Source organism: Streptomyces coeruleorubidus (genome assembly GCF_008705135.1).
GTDB lineage: Bacteria > Actinomycetota > Actinomycetes > Streptomycetales > Streptomycetaceae > Streptomyces > Streptomyces coeruleofuscus.
The window spans coordinates 6450728-6470255 of the sequence record NZ_CP023694.1 but is presented as its reverse complement, the minus strand read 5'-3'; the positions used below and the strand labels follow the sequence as shown (position 1 = coordinate 6470255).

16 protein-coding genes are annotated in these 19528 nt (G+C 72.5%); 8 read left to right on the top strand and 8 right to left on the bottom strand.

Annotated features, from left to right (window positions below; all coding sequences use genetic code 11):
• Positions 1–5 precede the first annotated feature (5 nt).
• From CP976_RS30045 to CP976_RS30035, 3 genes are all read right to left on the bottom strand, one after another.
• Positions 6–1238, bottom strand: a complete 1233-nt coding sequence (locus CP976_RS30045) for a beta-ketoacyl-[acyl-carrier-protein] synthase family protein (RefSeq protein ID WP_150483132.1) — start codon at positions 1236–1238, stop codon at positions 6–8.
• On the bottom strand, positions 1238–1477 hold the full coding sequence (locus tag CP976_RS30040) for an acyl carrier protein (RefSeq protein WP_020272690.1): 240 nt from the start codon (positions 1475–1477) through the stop codon (positions 1238–1240). Before CP976_RS30040 ends, CP976_RS30045 begins: the two co-directional genes overlap by 1 nt.
• Before the next feature lie 68 nt (positions 1478–1545).
• Complete coding sequence (locus CP976_RS30035; RefSeq protein WP_150483131.1) at positions 1546–2556, bottom strand: beta-ketoacyl-ACP synthase III; 1011 nt, start codon at positions 2554–2556, stop codon at positions 1546–1548.
• A gap of 357 nt (positions 2557–2913) precedes the next feature.
• On the opposite strand from CP976_RS30035, the gene CP976_RS30030 reads away from it, so the two are divergent.
• From CP976_RS30030 to CP976_RS30010, 4 genes are all read left to right on the top strand, one after another.
• Entirely contained in the window at positions 2914–3906 is a 993-nt protein-coding gene (locus tag CP976_RS30030) for an aldo/keto reductase (protein ID WP_167537449.1), read from the top strand.
• 76 nt (positions 3907–3982) lie between these two features.
• Entirely contained in the window at positions 3983–4681 is a 699-nt protein-coding gene (locus CP976_RS30025; protein WP_150483130.1) for an HAD family phosphatase, read from the top strand.
• A 130-nt stretch (positions 4682–4811) separates the two neighbouring features.
• Complete coding sequence (locus CP976_RS30015) at positions 4812–5543, top strand: HAD family hydrolase (protein ID WP_150483129.1); 732 nt, start codon at positions 4812–4814, stop codon at positions 5541–5543.
• A 42-nt stretch (positions 5544–5585) separates the two neighbouring features.
• Positions 5586–7124: an MFS transporter gene (locus tag CP976_RS30010; protein ID WP_229876643.1), complete on the top strand. Its 1539-nt coding sequence runs from the start codon at positions 5586–5588 to the stop codon at positions 7122–7124.
• Positions 7125–7212: 88 nt separating this feature from the next.
• Here CP976_RS30010 and CP976_RS30005 read toward each other — a convergent pair whose 3' ends face one another.
• The 5 genes from CP976_RS30005 to CP976_RS29985 all read right to left on the bottom strand — a co-directional run bounded on the left by CP976_RS30005 (position 7213) and on the right by CP976_RS29985 (position 11908).
• Positions 7213–8211: a ScbA/BarX family gamma-butyrolactone biosynthesis protein gene (locus tag CP976_RS30005; RefSeq protein WP_229876645.1), complete on the bottom strand. Its 999-nt coding sequence runs from the start codon at positions 8209–8211 to the stop codon at positions 7213–7215.
• A gap of 108 nt (positions 8212–8319) precedes the next feature.
• Complete coding sequence (locus tag CP976_RS30000) at positions 8320–8979, bottom strand: response regulator (protein WP_150483127.1); 660 nt, start codon at positions 8977–8979, stop codon at positions 8320–8322.
• A complete protein-coding gene (locus CP976_RS29995; protein WP_150483126.1) occupies positions 8972–10222 on the bottom strand; it encodes a sensor histidine kinase in 1251 nt (416 codons plus the stop codon). Before CP976_RS29995 ends, CP976_RS30000 begins: the two co-directional genes overlap by 8 nt.
• Before the next feature lie 25 nt (positions 10223–10247).
• Positions 10248–10997 (bottom strand): ABC transporter permease, encoded by a 750-nt coding sequence (locus CP976_RS29990; RefSeq protein WP_150483125.1) that lies wholly within the window; start codon positions 10995–10997, stop codon positions 10248–10250.
• Positions 10994–11908: an ABC transporter ATP-binding protein gene (locus CP976_RS29985; RefSeq protein WP_150483124.1), complete on the bottom strand. Its 915-nt coding sequence runs from the start codon at positions 11906–11908 to the stop codon at positions 10994–10996. Before CP976_RS29985 ends, CP976_RS29990 begins: the two co-directional genes overlap by 4 nt.
• Before the next feature lie 182 nt (positions 11909–12090).
• Here CP976_RS29985 and CP976_RS29980 point away from each other — a divergent pair, with 182 nt between their 5' ends.
• The 4 genes from CP976_RS29980 to CP976_RS29965 are packed head-to-tail and all read left to right on the top strand — an operon-like array spanning position 12091 to position 19362.
• Positions 12091–13932 carry an ABC transporter ATP-binding protein gene (locus tag CP976_RS29980; protein ID WP_150483123.1) on the top strand — a complete coding sequence of 614 codons (1842 nt, stop codon included), beginning with the start codon at positions 12091–12093 and terminating at the stop codon, positions 13930–13932.
• Positions 13929–15809, top strand: a complete 1881-nt coding sequence (locus tag CP976_RS29975) for an ABC transporter ATP-binding protein (protein ID WP_150483122.1) — start codon at positions 13929–13931, stop codon at positions 15807–15809. The genes CP976_RS29980 and CP976_RS29975 overlap by 4 nt, the downstream gene beginning before the upstream one ends.
• A gap of 32 nt (positions 15810–15841) precedes the next feature.
• Complete coding sequence (locus CP976_RS29970) at positions 15842–17593, top strand: ABC transporter transmembrane domain-containing protein (RefSeq protein ID WP_150483121.1); 1752 nt, start codon at positions 15842–15844, stop codon at positions 17591–17593.
• The gene (locus CP976_RS29965; protein WP_150483120.1) at positions 17590–19362 is read left to right on the top strand and encodes an ABC transporter ATP-binding protein; all 1773 of its coding nucleotides are present in this window, start codon (positions 17590–17592) and stop codon (positions 19360–19362) included. Before CP976_RS29970 ends, CP976_RS29965 begins: the two co-directional genes overlap by 4 nt.
• The last annotated feature ends 166 nt before the right edge of the window (positions 19363–19528 follow it).

Here is a 19528-nt window from a genome sequence, read left to right as displayed (position 1 = left end):
CGGACTCAGGCCGACGTGACGACGAGCGCGGCGTTGTGGCCGCCGAATCCCAGCGACGTGCTGACGGCGACGTCCACGGGGGTGGTGCGGGGTTCGCCGCTGACCACGTCCAGCTCGATGGCCGGGTCCGGGTTCTTCAGGTTCGCCGTCGGCGGCACCGTGCCGTGCTGCACGGCCAGCACCGTGTACGCCGCCTCGATGGCGCCCGCGGCGGCCAGCGCATGGCCGGTGACCCCCTTGGTCGACGTGACCAGAGGCGTGTCGCCCAGGACGCGGCGCAGCATCCGGCCCTCGACGAGGTCGTTCATCGCGGTGGCGGTGCCGTGCGCGTTGACGTGCCGGACGTCGGAGGGGCCGGCACCCGCGTCCGCCAGGGCGCCGCGCAGGGCCCGCTCGATGCCCTCACCCTCGGGGTGCGGGGCGGTGGCGTGGTGGGCGTCGGAGGAGGATCCGTAGCCGCTGACGACGGCGCGGATCCTCGCACCCCTGGCGCGGGCGTCCGCCTCCCGCTCCAGGACCAGCACGCCGGCCGCCTCGGCGGCCACGAAACCGTCCCGTTCCGCGTCGAACGGTTTGCCGGCGTGCTCGGGCGCCTCCCCCGACTTGGACAGGGCGCCCATCTTGCACAGCCCGGCCATCACCGTCGGGGTGAGCGCGGACTCGCTGGCGCCCGCCAGCACGATGTCGCAGGCGCCGGAGCGCAGCAGGTCCCGGGCGGTGCCGATGGCGGTCGCCCCGGAGGCGCACGCGGTGGCGGTGACCAGACTCGGCCCCCGGGCACCGACGTCGATCGCCACATAGCCGGCGAGCATGTTCGGCATGTACTTCGTCACCAACAAGGGCGAGACCTTGCCGGCGCCGCGCTCGCGCAGCGTGTCGTGCTGCTCCGCGAAGGTGGCGGCGCCGCCGAGCGAGTTGCCGAGCACCACCCCGACCCGGGTGCCGTCCCACGTCGTGGAGTCCCATCCGGCGTCGGCGACGGCCATCCGGGAGGCCACGACGGCGAGTTGGACGAAGCGCTCAAGCTGCCAGCCGGCGAAGCCGCCCAGCAGTTCACCGGCGTCGAAACCCGGTACCCGGCAGGAGAAGTCGACCGACAGCTCGGTGAGTGCGGGGTCGCGCGTGGCGCAGGAGCGTCCGGACAGCACCCGCTCCCAGTTGTCCGCCACGCCGATTCCGGCCGGGGTCACCAGGCCCAGGCCGGTGACGGCTGTGCCGTGTGCGGGACCGTCCGCCATCAGACCGCCGCTCCCTTGGCCGACAGGAGCTGGACCAGGTCGTCCAGGGTGTGCTCCTCGGTGAGCTCACCGTCCGCTATCTCGACCCCGAACTCCTTGTCCAGGACGAGGCCGAGCTCGATCAGGACCAGGGAGTCGAAGGACAGTTTGCCGAGCGTCACCTCGGACGCGATGATCTCCGGCTTGACCTTGAACTGGTCGGAGAGAAGGACCGAGACCCGCTCCGCGATCGCCTGCATGGTGTTTCTCCTTGTGATGCGGTGAGTGATGAGAGGTGAGGGTGGCTGTGGTGCGGTGGGGGCCGGCGTCAGACTGCCGGGATGTCGGGCCATACGAGCGCCACCGACCCCCAGGTGAGCCCCCCGCCGAACCCGCCGAGCACGACGCGCTGGCCGGGGAGCAGTTCGCCGTCGGCCGACGCGTCGGCCAGGGCCAGCGGGATCGAGGCCGCGACGGTGTTGCCGACGCGCTCGATGTTGGAGGGGAACCGTTCCGGCGGCAGGTCGATGCGCTCGGCGACCGCTGCCAGGATGCGCGCGTTGGCCTGGTGGAGGACGACCTTGTCGATGTCCTCGACCGCCCAGCCCGCGGCGTCGGCCGTCGCCGTCACGGAGGCCGCCATATGGCGCACGGCCTCCGCGAAGACCGGGCGGCCCTCCATGGTGAAGTAGCCGGCCTCCGTCGCGGCCGGCCGGCCGGTGGAGCGCTGCCGTGAACCGCCGGCCGCCACCTGGATGAGGTCGCTCTGGCCGCCGTCGCTGCCGAGGTGGAGCCCCTTCAGGGCGCCCGGCTCCGCCGCCGCCCCGGCGCGCAGGTACACCGCTCCGGCGCCGTCCCCGAAAATGGCGCGGGTCGTGCGGTCGGCCGGGTTGAGGATGGTGGAGAAGGTGTCCGCCCCGATGACCAGGACGGAGCGGGCGAAGCCCGCCTGGACAAAACCGGCCGCCGCCCCCAGCGCGTAGACGAAGCCCGTGCACACGGCGGCGATGTCGAACGCGCCGACCCCGCCGAGCCCCAGCCGGTCGGCGACCTCGGGCGCGGTGGCCGGGCAGGGGCGGTCCGGGGTGCTGGTGGCGACCACGACGACGTCGGCCCGCTCCTCGCCCGCGGACTTCAGGGCCCTGCGCCCGGCCTCGACGGCGAGGTCACCGGTCGATCCGCCCGGGTCGACGACGTGCCGCCGGCGGATCCCGGTCCGGCTGCTGATCCACTCGTCCGAGGTGTCCAGTTGCCGGGCGAGGTCGTCATTGGTGACCACCGTGGGCGGGACCCAGCTGCCCAGGCCGGCGACGACCGCCGCGCGGTCCGGCCCGGTCATCCGGCGTCTCCGTCACCGTGGGACGTCTTCGAGGTACTGCTGTCAGCCACAGCCCTTGTCGCTGTCGTAGCCGTCACTGCGTCGTTCCTCCTGGCTGCTGTCGTGGCGCACCGGTGTGCTGTGGCGCTCGTCGGAGTTCTCACCCTGGCAACGCGGGCTCCGCTTTCCCTCACGAGCGGCCCACGCAGGGGACATGTGCCGCTCACGTCGGACGTGAGAGGCACGTGAGTGGTGCGTAAGTACGCGCTGCCAGCCTGGAATGCGTCCGGCGGCGGCCCTTGCGCCGCGGTGCAGGCGAACGTGCTCCGGACACCCCTTCACACGACCCCGCTCACGACCGCGCACGAGGAGAACTGAGTGCAGCAACGCAGGATTGGCACGAACGGCCCGGTGGTCTCCGCCATCGGTCTCGGCTGCATGGGGATGTCGGAGTTCTACGGTCCGACCGACGAGGCCCAGAGCCTGGCGACCCTCCAGGCGGCCCTGGACAGCGGGGTCACGCTGCTCGACACCGCCGACATGTACGGCAAGGGCCACAACGAGCGCCTGGTGGGCCGGGCCATCGCGGGCCGCCGCGACCAGGTGGTCCTCGCGACCAAGTTCGGCATCCGGCGCGACGACAGCGACCCGCGGCAGGGCCGGAACATCGACTCCAGCCCGGAGCACTGCCGGCGGGCCGTCGACGCGTCGCTGAAGCGCCTGGGCGTCGACCACATCGACCTCTACTACCTGCACCGCAAGAGCCCCGACATCCCCGTCGAGGAGACGGTCGGAGTCATGGCGGAGCTCGTGCGGGCCGGCAAGGTCGGGCACCTGGGGCTCTCCGAGGTGACCGCGCAGACCCTGCGCAGGGCGCACGCCGTCCACCCCATCGCGGCCCTGCAGACCGAGTACTCGCTGTGGACCCGCGAGGTGGAGGCGGAAGTCCTGCCGGTGGCCCGGGAGCTGGGCACGTCGCTCGTGGCGTACTCGCCGATCGGGCGGGGTTTCCTGACCGGCGCGATCAGCCGGCCCGAGGACCTGGACCCCAGCGACTTCCGGCACTCGCACCCCCGCTTCCAGCAGGAGCACCTGGCGCGCAACATCCGGATGGTCGAGCGGCTGCGCGAACTCGCGGAGCTCTACGGGTGCAGCCCCGTACAGCTCGCCCTGGCCTGGCTGCTGGCCCAGGGCGACGACATCGTCCCCATCCCGGGCACGCGCCGCATCGGTTACCTGCGCGAGAACGTCGCCGCCGCGGAACTGCGGCTCACCGACGAGCAACTGGCCGCCGTGTCGGCCGCGGTGCCCCACGACGTCGTCTCCGGCGAGCGCTACGACCCGGCGGGCATGGCGACCGTCGGCCACTGACTCCCTGCGCTCGCCACTCCTTTCGCTCTTCACTCCCTTCGCTCTTCAGTCTCTTCACCAGCTACCGAGGAATCCCATGGCAGACAAGCTCAAGCAGCTCAAGCTGGCCGCCGTCAACATCGACGGCGTCCTGCTGAACGACACCTTCAGCCCGGTCATCCACAACTTCATCGTCAGTCGTGGCGGCGAGTACACCGCCGACGTCGAGCGCAGCATCTTCTCCCAGCCGCAGCTCGTCGGCGGCCAGGGCATGGCGAACGCGGCACGCGTTCCGTGGACCGCCCAGGAGGCGATCGACGTCTACTTCAAGGAGCGGGAGGAGTACACCCGCGACCACCCGGTCGAGCTGCTCGACGGCGCGATCGACCTGCTGCGCCGGCTGCGCGGGCTGGGACTGAAGACGGTCAGCTACGGCGGCCTCGACAAGTCGCACTTCGACCACTTCCTGGGCGAGCACGCCGACCTCTTCGACGAGCCCGGCTACGTCTGCACCAACGACTTCCGCCCCGGCCTGCGCGAGATCACCACCGAGGTCTTCGGCCTGAAGTACGACGAGGTGCTGTTCATCGACGACGTGGCCCGGGTGGCGGAGGTCGCCAAGGCCCTCGACATCCCCTTCATCGGTCACCCCAGCTCCTTCGAGCACAGCTTCCAGCCCCAGCTGATGCGGGAGAGCGGCGCCCGGCACATCGTCGACTCGCTGCACTCCATCGACGAGGAGCTGCTGCGCACCCTCGACACCGAGGCCGCCGCGCACTCCGTCTGGCGCGGCTGAGCACCCGCGCCACCCCGCGCGCCGGACCGGCCGCCCCCGGCCCGTCCGGCGCCACCGGCGCCCCTGCCCTTCCCCGCGCGGTCCCGGCCCTTCCTGCCGCGCCCCCCTCACCCACCCCAGGAGTTACGCCTTGGACCGCGCCGCTTCCCCGCAGACCCTGCTGCTGGACTTCGACGGAGTGCTGAGCCTGAACGCGTCGAGCCTGCTGCTGCTCGCCCTGCACGAAGGCATCAACCGCCACACGGAGTTGCCCATCGAGGCGACCGTCACGCAGTTCAAGGCCATCAGCACCTTTCCCCAACGGGAGAGCCTGCGCGTGCTGTTCGCGGGCCTCGGTATCGAGCAGCACCTGAACGCCGAGATCGACGCGCTCAGGTCGCTGACCGCCGTCCGGGGCACGCCGCTGGCCCTCGGCGAGGGCGTGGAGGCGTTCTGCGCCCAGCAGCGTGCGCGGGGCGTGCGGTTGCGGGTCTTCTCCACGATGGACCGCGCCACCGCGCGCCGCTCGCTGCTCGACGGGCTGTTCGGGCCCGAGGACTACGTGGCGCTCGACCACGCCTCCAAGGCCGATCCGGACACCTACGCGGCGCTGCTCGCGGCCGAGGGCGAGATGGACCCGGGGCAGTGGCTGCTGGTGGACGACTCCCCGCTCGCCCTGCGCGCGGCCAAGATCGCGGGGCTGCGTACGGTGCTGATGCGCGGCGCGGTCTTCTCGGACGACGACGTGTCGGCGTTCGGGTCCTTCATCGACGCGCAGGTGACCTCGTTCGCGGAGCTAGGCGCTCACCTCGCCGCCCAGGACGCCCCGCCCGCCGCGCGCCCGCCGGCCGGCCGGGCCCCGCTGCCGGCCTCCCGGCTCTGACCACGCACCCGACCCAGTTTGCCCCAGGATTGATAGGTTTCGATGTCCCAGTCACTTGCTGATTCCGAGCTGTCACCACCCAGGGCCGTCCCTGCGGAGACCGCCCCCAATCCCACGCGCGTGCTGGTGGCCATCGCTCTGGCCGCCGTGATGCTGCCCATCTCCGTCACGGGGCCGGGAGTCGCCCTCGCCGACATGTCGGGCGCGCTGAACGCCTCGGCCGCCTCCACCCAGTGGGTGCTGAACGCCTACAACGTGGCGTTCACCGCCTTCATGCTCGCGGCCGGTTCCGCGGCCGACCTCTTCGGGCGCCGCCGTCTGTTCAGGAGCGGCACGGCCGTCTTCGCGCTGGCCTCGCTCGTCGCGGGCACCGCGCCCACCATCCTGCTCGTGGACCTGGCGCGCTTCGTCCAGGGCATGGGCGCGGCGGCGGTGCTGACCAGTGGTTCCGCGCTGCTCGCCCACACGTTCAGCGGGGCCGCCCGGGCCAGGGCCTTCGGCATCTTCGGCGCCTCGATCGGGTTCGGCCTGGCGATGGGCCCGTTCGTGTCCGGCCTGCTGGTGGGCGTCGCGTCCTGGCACGCGGTGTTCCTGGTCAACGTCCTGCTCGGTGCGGTCGTGCTCGTCCTGGCCCGCACGCTGCCCGAGTCGAAGAATCCGGGTGCGCGGCGCATCGACCTGCCCGGCGTGGTCACCTTCACCCTGGCCCTCATGCTGCTCGCCCTCGGCTTCGTCGAGGGGCCCTCACAGGGATGGGGCGGCATCGTCACGCTCGGCTCCTTCGCCGGTGCGGCGCTGTTCCTCGCCCTGTTCGTCGTGGTCGAACTGCGCGTCGCCGAGCCGATGTTCGACCTGAGCCTGCTGCGGCGCCCCACGTTCGTCGCCATCATCTGGCAGCCGGTGAGCATCGTCTTCGCGTTCGCGGCCCTGCTCGTCTACCTGCCGCCCTACTTCCAGGGTGCGGGCGGCGCGGGCTCGACGATGTCCGGAGCGATGCTGCTGCCGCTGACGCTGCCGGTCTTCGTCCTGCCGCTGTTCACCGGCACGCTGGTGCGGTTGCTGTCCGTGCGGATGCTGCTGGCCGTCGGACCGGCGGTGCTGGCCGTCGCACTGTTGCTGATGACGTTCACCGACCCGGTGTCGTCCCGTACCGGGCTGTACGCGGCGCTGCTGCTGGCCGGTGTCGGTATCGGTCTGGCCTTCGGCGTCATGGACAACGCGGCGGTCAGCGTGGTGCCGGCCGAGCGCAGCGGTATGGCGTCGGGCATGTTCAACACCCTCCGGGTCGCGGGCGAGACGATCGGCGTGGCGTGTGTGGGCGGGCTGCTGCTCACCTCGACCCGTCAGCAACTGTCCGCGGACGACGGCGCGATGGCCGACGACGTGGTGCAGGGCCGGCTGGGTTCCGTGCGCGCGAGCGGCGGGGAGGACCTGGTGGACCGGGCGGTCCAGGGTCTCCAGCACGGCTGGGGCGTCGTCTACGTGGTGCTGGCCTGCGTGGCCCTCGCCGGGGCGGTCGCCATCTTCACCATGGTCCGTGACCGTGACCTGGACCAGTCCTCCACCGCCCAGGAGGGGTGACCCCTCCCCGCTGCCCTCCGGGCTGCCCCCCGCGGAACGAGAAGACCGTCCGGACCCCATCCCCTGGGGTCCGGACGGTCTTTCGTGGTCAGCGTCCCGCGCTGCCGCGTTCCAGCCTGAAGGCGGCCCTTGCGACACCGCGCCCGCCCTGTTCGAACGTCACGGGGACCGACACGGTCCCGGCGGCGTCGGCCGCCCCCTCGTGGCCGTCGCCGATCACCGTCAGGGGCTCGTCGAGTTCCGCGTAGGCGCCGAACGAGGCCTCCAGCCCGGTGAGTGACCAGGAGGCCGCCGGGGCCCCGAAGAGCTCCTCGGCGGTCAGCAGGGCCGTCTGCCGTCCCGCCTCCATCAGCACCATGCCGGGCACGTGGTCCTGGGCGTGGTCGAACAGGCTGGGGTGCCCGCCGGCCACCAGCAGCCGCGCCCGGACCTGCCGGCCCTCGGTGACCGGGTCGAGCAGCACCACGTTCTCCGGCCGCTCCCGGCCCACGCGCCCGGGGGACACCAGGCCCTCGGTGGCCGGCCGGCGGTACGACTCGGACGTCGGCGTGCTCCCGCCGTCGCGCCGGCCGCGGAGCATCCCGTACACGCTGTCGGCGACGTACTTCACCCGCATCGTCACCTCGCCCACCGGGCGCCCGGACACGGTGATCGCCATGCGGTACCGCAGACCGCGCAGCGACCCGCCGACCCACTGCGCGTCGTGCGTCGTGGCCGCGATCGTCACCTCGGCCGGCCCGTGGGTGCGCTCCAGGGCGGCCAGGCCCGGCAGTTCCATCGACCACTGCTGGAGAACGAACTTGGTGCCGTCCGGCGCCCCGAAGTGCGCGTGCACGGCGTGCGTCTCGGCCTGACGGCAGCACTCCAGCAGGAACAGCGGGTCGACCGCGGAGCGGGTCGTGTGGTCGGTGTAGTAGGCGTGGGACGGCGGCAGTTGCGCTCCGGCCACGAAGTGGTCGTCGTCGACCGCCGTGCTGTCGGTCAGGAACACCTCCGACAGCGCCCGCCGGTGTACGAGCCCTTTCGCCACGGTGTGCTCGAACGTGAGCGCACGCAGCGCGGCCTCCACACGGTCCGTCTCGGCCATCACGGTCACGCGAATCCCCTTTTCCCAGACTGTCCTTGACGACGGCCACGCTCCCAGCGACGGCTCACGCACACCTCACGCGCCCATCACGCCGAAGGGGACTAGGGACTAGCCGAGGATCCCGCGGTCGTACGCCACCGCCACCGCCGCCGCGCGGTCCTTGACGCCGAGCTTGGCGTAGAGGTGGGTGAGGTGGGTCTTCACGGTCGCCTCGCTGATGAACAGTTCACGGGCGATCTCGCGGTTGGACGTGCCCCTGGCGACCAGGGCCAGCACCTCGCGTTCGCGCGCGGAGAGCGGCTCGTTGCCGGGGGACCTGGGAGTCCGGACCGCGGAGACCAGGCGGGAGGCCACGGCCGGGGAGAGGACCGTACGGCCCTCGGCCGCCGCCCGTACGGCGGTGAACAGCTCCTCGCGGGGCGCGTCCTTCAGCAGGTAGCCGGTGGCGCCCGCCTCGATCGCGGGGAGGGTGTCGGAGTCGGTGTCGTAGGTGGTGAGGACGAGGACCTTGGCGCGGGCGCCGGTGCGGGTCAGTTCCCGGATGGCGTCCACTCCCCCGCCGCCGGGCATGCGCAGGTCCATCAGGATCACGTCCGGGTCCAGGCCGGTGGCGAGGGAGATCGCCTCGACGCCGTTCGACGCCTCCGCCAGGACCGTGAATCCCGGGGCGGACTCGAACATGCCGCGCAGGCCGTCCCGTACGACGGGGTGGTCGTCGACGACGAGCAGGGTGATCGCGGGGTCACCCGCCGGGGCGTCTTCAGTCATGGCGGACCAACGGTACGCGAGCGGAGACCGCCGTACCCTGGCCCGGCTCGGACTCGACGGTGAGGGAACCGGCGATGCGTTCGGCGCGGGCCCGCATGCCGTCGAGGCCGAAGCCGCCGGTGCTGGTGCGGGCGGGGACGGCGAGCGGGTCGAAGCCGCGGCCGTCGTCGCGGATGTCGAGGATGACCTCGTCGCCGAGGAAGGACAGCGTGACGCCGACGCGGCCGGCCGCCGCGTGCCGGGCGGTGTTGGACAGGGCCTCCTGGACGATCCGCAGGAGAGTGGCCGCGACCTCCTCGTGGAGCTGCTCGGCGGTGCCGGTGACCGTGAACTCGGCGCGCACCCCCGTCCGTTCGCCCCACTCCGCGACCGTCTTCTTCAGGGCCTCCGGCAGTCCGGCGTCGGCCAGGGCCACGGGGGCGAGGTTGTGCACCGAGCGTCGGGCCTCGCCGAGACTGTGCCGGGCCAGGTCCGAGGCGCGTTCGAGGTGCGTGCGGGCCACGGCCAGGTCGGGGGCGTTCGCGACGACCTGGAGCTGGGCGATGATGCCGGTCAGCCCCTGGGCGATGGTGTCGTGGATCTCGGCGGCCAGTCGCCGGCGCTCGTCGGCGACGCCCGCTTCCCGTGCCTGGACGAGGAGTTGGGCGTGCAAGGCGGCGTTCTCGTCGAGGGCCCGTTGCAGGGCGGCGTTGGTGCGTTCGAGTTCGGTGATGGTGACGGCCCGCTCGCGGGAACGCTGTTCCTCCTGCTGGGTGATGTGGCCGACCACCGTCAGCAGACCGTAGTTCGTGACCAGCAGCACGGCGAACAGCAGCCACTGGACGGGGCTGCGCAGCGGCATCCCGCCGGACTGCGAGCCCGCCACGACGACGACGGTGGCGAGGAGACCGAGCCACTGCCGGCGCTTTCCGGGGATCAGTTCGTCGCTGTCGAAGTAGCCGGTGGACGCGTAGAAGCCGAAGAACGGGTTCAGCCAGGTGAGGGCGAAGGCGATCGCCCAGCGCAGGACGTAGTAGACGGTCCCGCGCCTGGACGGGGTCCGGCGGCCGCGGCGGGGCCCGTGCCAGAGCTGGAGGAGCACCGCGGCGACGACCAGCGCCCCGCCCGCGTACCACTCGGCGGGGCTCGTCATCAGTTCGTGCGCGGCGACCGAGAGGAGGGCGGAGACGGCGAGCAGCCCGTAGACGCCCCAGGTGTGGAACTGGTTCTGACGGTGCTCGATTCTCTGGTCCGCCGCGGTCATCTCCCCAGTCTGCACGGCTGTTCGCCTACTCCCAGCGGAACCAGCGCGAGGCAGCGGCCGTCAGCAGCACCGTCCAGGCCACGAGCACTCCCAGGTGGCCCCAGCCCGGCCAGTCCCCCGCCGCGGCCTGGTTCAAGGCCTCGGCCGCCGCCCCGAACGGTGTGAAGCCGACGCACCGGGCGAGGACGTCCGGCATGGTCTGCACCGGCATCCACACGCCCGCGCAGAACATCGCCGGGAAGAACACCGCCGACCCGATGGCACCGGCGATCTTCGTCGACCGGGACAGCGCGGAGATCACCGCGCCCAGCGCGAGGGCGGCCAGGACGGCCAGGAGCAGGGCGAGGACGTATCCGAAGCCCTGCCGGGGCAGCCGTACGCCGAAGGCGAGCCGGCCGACCGCGAGGGCGAGCACCGCCGACACCAGGGCGGCCCCGCCGTACAGCAGCATCTGCGCGGAGAGCAGGGCGGCGGGCCGGACCGGCGTCGTGGACATCCGGCGCAGGATGCCCCGCTCGCGGTAGCCGGTCAGGGTCTGCGGCATCGCCTGGATCCCGCCCATGATCAGGCCGAGCAGCACGCTGACCGGCACGTAACCGTCGACCGGGCGCAGCCCGCCGAAGGACGGGTCGGCCTCGCGGAAGGACGGGATCGAGCCGAGGATCGCCAGCAGCAGGGTCGGGAACACCAGGATCCAGAAGAGGCTCCCGGGCTCCCGGCGGAACAGGCGGACCTCGCTCCTCAGTACGGCGGGGTGGACCAGGTGCGTGCTCATGCCGCTGCCTCCTTGGTGAGGTCGAGGAACGCGTCGTCCAGCGTGGCGTCGGTGACCCGGAGCTGGTGGGCCGTGACGCGGGTGCGGGCGAGGAGGGTGAGGACGGCGTTGACCGTCTCGTCGGTGCCGGACAGGGTGACGCGGCCCTCCTTGTACTCGACCGACGCGAGCGCGGGCAGCGCGTTCAGGTCACGGTCGTCCAGTGGGGCGGACGGCGTGAAGCTGATGACGGTGGCGCCCGCCGAGCGCCGGATCAGCCCGGCCGGGGTGTCCAGGGCGGCCACCCGGCCCTTGTCGATCACGGCGATGCGGTCGCACAGCCGCTGCGCCTCCTCCATGAAGTGGGTGACGAGGAGGACGGTCACGCCGTTCGCGCGGATGTCCTCGATCAGCTCCCAGGTGTCCCGGCGGGCGCGCGGGTCGAGGCCTGTCGTCAGCTCGTCCAGGACGACGGCCCGGGGGTTGCCCACCAGCGCGAGCGCGATGAACAGCCGCTGCTTCTGGCCGCCGGAGAGCTTGGCGAACCGGGTCGTCAACTTGGCCGCGAGGCCGAGGCGTTCGGCGAGGGGCCGCCAGTCGAGCGGGCTCGGATAGAAGGCGCTGTACAGCTCCAGTGCCTCTCGGACGGTGAGCTTGGCCTGCAACTCGCTCTCCTGGAGCTGCGCGCCGAGCACGCGGCGGGTGGCCTCGTGCTCGGTGACGGGGTCGAGGCCCGTGACGCGGACCCGGCCGGAGTCGGGCACGCGCAGGCCCTCCACGCACTCCACGGTGGTGGTCTTCCCGGCGCCGTTCGGCCCGAGGATCCCGAAGATCTCCCCCTCCTCCACGGCGAAGGAGACACCGTCGACGGCGGGACGTCCGGCGTAGCTCTTGCGCAAGTCGGTGACTTCGATGACAGGTGCGGTCGGCATGGGACGAGGGTCGCGGCACGGCGCGTACCGGCGCATCGGCCGTCGCGCTCGAACGGGCATCATCCGATCGGTTGATGCCACCGTACGACCCCTCGAACGTGCAGGTCGCAGGACCGGCGGCCGGCCCGGGTACGCGGAAACCCGGTGGGCAGTGTCAGTGGCGATCCGTAGGCTCGCTGCTGATGGCCACGACACCCGCCCCCGCCCAGGACCGTTCCGCCGTGCGTACGCTGCTGCGCCTGTGGCCGTACGTGCGGCCCGTGCGGGTGCGGCTGTTCACCGCCGCGTTCGTGGCGGTGCTCGCCTCCTGCGTGGCCCTGGTGATCCCGCTCGTCCTGAAGTGGATGGTGGACGGGCCCATCGCGGACCGGGACCCGGGCGGGGTCTGGCTCGGCGCGCTGTACCTGCTGCTGCTCGGCCTCGCCGAGGCCCTGCTGTTCGGGCTGCGGCGGTGGCTGGTGGCGCGTCCGCTCTCCCACGTCGAGGCGTCCATGCGGGCGGATCTGTACCGCCACCTCCAGCGGCTGCCGGTGGCCTTCCACGACCGGTGGGCCTCGGGGCAGTTGCTGTCCCGGGGGACGACGGACCTGATGCTGCTGCGCATGTTCCTCGCCTTCCCGCTGACCTTCCTGCTGGTCAACGGCGTGACGATCCTCGTCGGCGTGGTCATCATGCTGCTCCAGGACTGGACCCTGGGGCTGGTGATCCTCGGGCCCGCCGTGCCCGTGATGGTCACTTGCGTGATCTTCGAGAAGCGGTACGCCAAGGTGGCCCGGCTCGCCCAGGACCAGGTCGGCGACCTGACGACGGTCGTCGAGGAGAGCGTGCTCGGCATCCGCATCATCAAGGGCTTCGGCCGGCACCGGAGCCAGGCCCGTGCGTTCCGGGAGCTGTCGGGGACGCTGCGCGGCACGGAGCTGCGCAAGGCGCGGCTGCTGGCGACGATCTGGGGCGTCATCGTGACGCTGCCGGAGGTCGCGATCGGGGCGGCGCTGGTGGTGGGCGTGGTGCAGGTGGCCGACGGGGAGCTGTCGGCGGGGACGCTGGTGGCGTTCCTGTCCACGGCGCTGGCGCTGCGGTGGCCGGTGGAGTCGATCGGGTTCCTGCTGGCGATGAGCCAGGAGGCGGCGACGGCGACGGAGCGGTATTTCGAGGTGATGGACGAGGACGTCGAGGAGCGGGGGGTGCCCGGTGGCCAGGCGTCGCCGGCCGCGACGGGGTCCGGTCTCCGGTTCCACGACGTGACCTTCCGCTACCCGGACGCACCGCCCGGCTCCCCGCCCGTCCTGGACGAGGTCGACCTCCACATCCGCCCCGGCGAATCCATGGCCCTGGTCGGAGCGACAGGCAGCGGCAAGACCACCCTCACGGCGCTCATCCCCCGCTTCTACGAGGTGACCTCGGGCCGCATCACCCTCGACGGCGTCGACATCACGACCCTGTCCAGGCAGGCGCTGCGCGCCAAGGTCGCGGTCGCCTTCGAGGAGCCCACGCTGTTCTCGGCCGCGGTCGGCGACAACGTTCTCATGGGGGCCGACGACAGGGCCGGCCCGGCGGAGCTGGAGCGCGCCCTGGCGGTCGCCCAGGCCGACTTCGTGCACGCCCTGCCGCAGGGGACGGACACCCAGGTGGGCGAGCAGGGCCTCAGCCTCTCCGGCGGACAGCGGCAGCGCCTGGCCCTGGCCAGAGCCGTCGTCGGACAGCCGGAGTTCCTCGTCCTGGACGACCCGCTGTCGGCCCTGGACGTGCACACCGAGGCCGCCGTCGAGGCCGCCCTGCGACAGGTCCTCGCGGACACCACCGCCCTGATCGTGGCGCACCGCCCGTCCACCGTGCTGCTCGCCGACCGCGTCGCGCTGCTGTCCGGCGGCCGGATCGCCGCGGTCGGCACGCATCACGAACTGCTGCGCACGAACGCCGAGTACGCGCACTTGATGTCCGGCGAACAGTCAGGGGAACGGCCGGGCGAACAGTCCGGCGAGCAGTCCGGCGCACAGTCCGGCGAGAAGGAGGGCGCACGATGACGGCGGCCACCACCGCACCGGCCGACGGCCCACCCGACGACGAGAAGCCCGACGCCGGGAAGCCCGACGCTCGGACCCCCACCACCGGCGACCCCTTCGACCGGGACGTCCTGCCCACACCCCCGGGCGCCACCGCCGCCCTGCTGCGCTCCCTGCTCGCGCCCATGAAGGCCCGCGTCACGGTCACGTCGCTCCTGCTGCTGCTCCAGCAGGCGGTCGTGCAGGCGGGCCCGCTGCTCGTGGCGTACGCCATCGACCGTGCCGTGCCGGCGTTCCGGGCGCAGGACCACGGGCCGCTGATCGCGGTGGCCGTCGGCTATCTGGCGTGCGCGCTGGCCGCGGGCGGGCTCCAGTTCGCGTTCGTCGCCGCCGCGGCCCGCGTCAACCAGGACGTCCTGCTCGACCTGCGCGGCCGGATCTTCCGTCACGCGCAGACACTGAGCGTCGACTTCCACGAGCGCTACACCTCGGGCCGGCTCATCTCCCGCTCCACCACGGACGTGGAGTCGCTGCGCGAGCTGCTGGACGAGGGCCTTCAGGAACTCGTGACGGTCATCCTGTCCTTCGTCTACATCTCGGCGATGCTGCTCTGGCTCGACCTGGGCCTCGGGGGCGTGGCGGTGGCGTCCCTGGTGCCGCTCTACGCCCTGGTGCGGCTGTACCAGCGGCGCGCCGGGCGGGTGTACCGGGCGCGGTCGACCGCCATCGCCGCCGTCATCGTCAAGTTCGTCGAGACCATGAACGGCATCCGCCCGGTGCGTGCCTTCCGTCGCGAGGCGGCCAACGACGCGGACTTCGGCGCGCTCAACCAGCGGCACGAGCGGACCAACGGCGACGCGCTGCTGGAGATGGCCCGGTACGTCACCGGTTCACGGCTGGTCGCCAACACGGCGGTCGCCGCGATCGTGCTGTGGGGCGGCTACCGGGTCGCGGACGGCACCGTGGCCCTCGGTGTGCTGGCGGCGGCCGTGCTGTACCTGCGGCGGCTCTACGACCCGATCGACCGGCTCGGGATGTTCCTCAACTCCTACCATTCGGCGGCGGCCTCGTTGGAGAAGATCGCCGGGCTGCTCGCACAGACCCCGTCCGTGCCCGAGCCGTCGAGTCCCCGGCAGCTCCCCGCGCTGGAGAGCGAACAGCCGGGCCGCGAGGTCGTCTTCGACGGTGTCCGCTTCGGCTACCGCACCGGCGGGGAGGTGCTGCCCCGTTTCGACCTGACGATCCCGGCCGGGCAGACGGTCGCGGTCGTCGGCTCCACGGGCGCCGGCAAGTCGACCCTGGCCAAGCTGCTGGCCCGGTTCTACGACCCCTCCGACGGCCGGGTGCTGCTGGACGGCGTCGACCTGCGCGACCTCGCCGTGCCCGAACTGCGGCGCGGGGTGGTCATGGTGACGCAGGAGGCCTTCCTGTTCTCCGGCACGGTCGCCGACAACATCGCGATCGGCCGGCCCGACGCCTCGCGCGAGGAGATCGAGCGGGCGGCGAAGGAGATCGGCGCGCACGACTTCATCAGCGCCCTGCCCGACGGCTACGACACCGACGTACGCAAGCGGGGCGGCCGTATCTCGGCCGGTCAGCGGCAACTGGTCGCCTTCGCACGGGCGTTGCTGGCCGATCCGGCGGTGCTGATCCTCGACGAGGCGACCAGCTCGCTGGACATCCCGGGCGAGCGTGCGGTGCAGCGGGCGATGTTGACGGTGCTGAAGGGCCGTACGGCCGTGGTCATCGCGCACCGGCTGTCGACGGTCGAGATCGCGGACCGTGTCCTGGTGATGGAGCACGGAAAGATCGTCGAGGACGGCGAACCCGCCGAACTCGTCGCGGGCACGGGCAGGTTCGCGGATCTGCACCGGGCCTGGCGGGACAGTTTGGCGTAGGACGGCGGCGGAAGGGCGGCGGAGGCGGGCGGATGATCGACGCGTACGAGGACCCCGGCACACCCGACTCCCGCAGCGGCGGCCGCTACCTGTGGTGGCTGGTCGCCCGGCAGCCCCGGCGGTGTGCGGCCGGGGCGATGTTCGGCAGCGTCTGGATGGTGCTGCTGGCGGCGACGCCGTATCTGATGGCCCGGGCGATCGACGACGGTCTGGAGCCCGGCGACATGGGCGCGCTGGCGCTCTGGAGCGGCGCGCTGTTCACGGTCGGGGCGTTCAACTCCTGGCTGAGCATCATGCGCCACCGCACCATGACCCGCGTCCGCATGGACGCCAACTTCCGCACGGTCAAGGTCGTCGTCGGCCAGGCGGTGCGGCTCGGCGCCTGGCTGCCCCGGCAGATGGGAGCCGGGGAGGTCGTCACGATCGGCGTGGGCGACGTGCAGACGATCAGCCAGTCACTGACGGTGGTCGGCCCCGGCGTCGGCGCGGTGGTGGCCTACCTGGCGGTCGCCGTCCTGCTGGTGTCGGTCTCGCCGCTCATCGCCGCGGTCGTCCTGCTCGGCATCCCGGTGATCGTCCTGCTCGTCGGCCCGCTGCTCGGGCGGCTACAGGGTTCCGAGACGGAGTACCGCGAGCGGCAGGGCGTACTCACCGCGCGGATCGGCGACCTGGCGGGCGGCCTTCGGGTCCTCGCCGGGCTGGGCGGCAAGACACTGGTCGCGGACGCCTTCCGCCGCGACTCGCAGCGGCTGCGCGAGCAGGGGTACCGGGTCGGCGCGGTGACCAGCTGGGTACAGGCCCTCGGCATCGGCCTGCCCACCCTGTTCCTCGCGGTGGTGACCTGGCTGGCGGCCCGCCTGGCCGCCCAGGGGGACATCACCGTGGGCCAGTTGGTGTCGGTCTACGGCTACGTCGCGGTGCTGGTGGGCCCGGTGTCCTTCTGGGTGGAGTGCGGCTACCAGATCAGCCGCGGCCTGGTGTGCGCGCGTCGCGTCGTACGGTTCCTGCGCCTGGAGCCGATGCCGGACACCGGCACGCGCGACGCCCCGTCCGAACCGTCGGCCCTGTACGACCCCGAGTCCGGCGTACGCGTCCTCCCCGGCCGCCTGACGGCCCTGGTCGCGGAACACCCCGCAGACGCCACGACCATCCTGGACCGCCTCGCCCGCTACACCCCCTCGAACGCGACCTGGGGCGACACGCGACTGGACGAGATCGCCCTGAACCAGATCCGCCGACGCATCCTGCTGGCCGACCACGAGGCGGACCTGTTCGCAGGAACCCTCCAGGACATGATCAGGCCTGTTGGGGGCGCGGGGAACTGCGCGACCAGCCACGACAGGCCCGCAGCCGCCACACAACACAACACGGCACTTCAGACGGCGCTCCACACCGCCGCAGCCGAAGACATCGTCCAAGCCCTCCCCGACGGCCTGAACACCCACATGGCCGCCCAGGCCCGCAACCTCTCCGGCGGCCAACGCCAACGCATCCGCCTGGTCAGAGCCCTCCTCGCCGACCCGGAGATCCTCCTCACCGTCGAGCCCACCTCCGCCCTCGACGCCCACACCGAAGCCACCGTCGCCGACCGCCTCGGAGAGGCCCGGCACGGCCGCACCACGGTCGTGACCACCACCTCCCCCCTCGTCCTGGACTGCACGGACACCGTCCACTACCTGGTCGACGGCAAGGTCGCGGCCTCGGGCAGCCACCACGAACTGCTCGGCACCACCCCCGGCTACCGCGCCCTCGTGGCCAGGGACACCGAGGAGACCGTCCGATGAGCGGCGGACACCTGCCGGTTGCCGAACGGGCGGACGTCCGCAGGGCGTTGCTGGACCTCGTACGGGCCGACACCCGGGCCTTCACCACCGTCCTCGGCCTCAACGCCCTCGCCGCCCTGGCCGGTCTGGCAGGGCCCTGGCTGCTGGGCCGGATGATCGACGACGTCCGCGCCGGACACGGCGTGGCGGCCGTGGACCGGCTGGCCCTCGTGCTCCTGGCCTGCGCCCTCGCCCAGTTGTTCCTCGCCCGCTGGGCCCGCTACGTAGGCCACCGCTTCGGCGAACGCACCCTCGCACGCGTACGGGAACGGTTCGTGGACCGCGCCCTCGACCTGCCCGCCTCGGTCGTGGAACGCGCCGGCACCGGCGACCTGACGGCCCGCGGCACCTCGGACGTCACGACTGTGGGCAACACGCTGCGGGACGCCGGTCCGGAACTGCTCATCAACCTCGTGCAGTGCCTGTTCCTGGTCGGCGCGGTGTTCCTGCTGGACCCGCTGCTCGGTGCCGTCGGCGTGCTCGGCCTGACGCCGATCTGGCTGGCGTTGCGCTGGTACCTGCGGCGAGCCCGGGACGGGTATCTCGCCGAGGGCGCGGCCACCTCGGACGTCGCGGAGATCCTCGCGGCGACCGCGGCCGGAGCGCGCACGGTGGAGGCGTTCCGGCTCCGCGAGCAGCGCACCGCCGCGAGCCGGGACGCGCTGGAGACGTCCCGCCGTACGCGCTTCCACACGCTGTTCCTGCGCACGGTGTTCTTCCCGGCGGTGGAGGTGTCGTACGTCCTCCCGGTCGCCGGCGTGCTGGTGATCGGCGGGGCGCTGCACACCTCGGGCTCGATGAGCCTCGGGGCGGTCGTGGCGGCGGCCCTGTATCTGCACCAGTTGAGCGGGCCGCTGGACGAGATCCTGGTGCGGGTCGAGCAACTCCAGAGCAGCGGAGCCTCCTTCGCCCGCGTGGAGGGGCTGGCCCGGGCCCCGCGGGCCGCCGGGGAGGGCGACGGTCCCGACCCGGACGGCGACCGCGTCGACGTCACCGGCGTGCGTTACGCCTACGACGGGGGTGTGGAGGTGCTGCGGGGCGTCGACCTGACGGTGACGCCCGGGGAGCGGCTGGCCATGGTCGGGCCGTCGGGCGCCGGCAAGACCACGCTGAGCCGGCTGATGGCGGGCATCGACGCGCCGACCGCCGGCTCGGTGACGGTCGGCGGCGTGCCCGTCGTCGGGCTCGGACCGGAGCGGCTGCGCCGCCAGGTCGTCCTGGTCACCCAGGAGCACCACGTGTTCCTCGGCACGGTCCGCGACAATCTGCGGATCGCCGAACCGTCCGCCGAGGACGCGGAGTTGTGGGAGGCACTGTCGGTGGTCGGCGCCGACGCGTGGGTGCGCGAGCTGCCGGAGGGCCTGGACACCCGCCTGGGCCAGGGCGGTCACCGCACCGACGGCTCACAGGCCCAGCAACTCGCCCTGGCCCGCGTGGTGCTGGCGGACCCGCACACCCTGATCCTCGACGAGGCGACCGCGCTGCTCGACCCGGCGACCGCCCGGCACACCGAGCGCGCCCTGGCCGCAGTGCTGGAGGGGCGCACCGTCATCGCCGTCGCGCACCGGCTGCACACCGCGCACGACGCCGACCGGGTGGCGGTGATGGAGGACGGCCGGCTCACCGAACTCGGCACGCACGACGAGCTGGTGGCGGCCGGCGGGGCCTACGCGGCGCTGTGGCACTCCTGGCACGGGAACCTGCCCGACGCCCGTGAACCGTCCGCATAGCGAACATGAACTTCCGGTCAACGAACCGTTTCCGGCCATAGTGTTGACGCGCCCCTGACAGAAAGCGCGCTCCCCTGCCACGCTTCCCACGACTGCTCCACGGCAACCCCACGGCAACACCTCCACCTCCCCAGGCCGGGCGACCCCCGGTCCCGCAGAAGGAGCC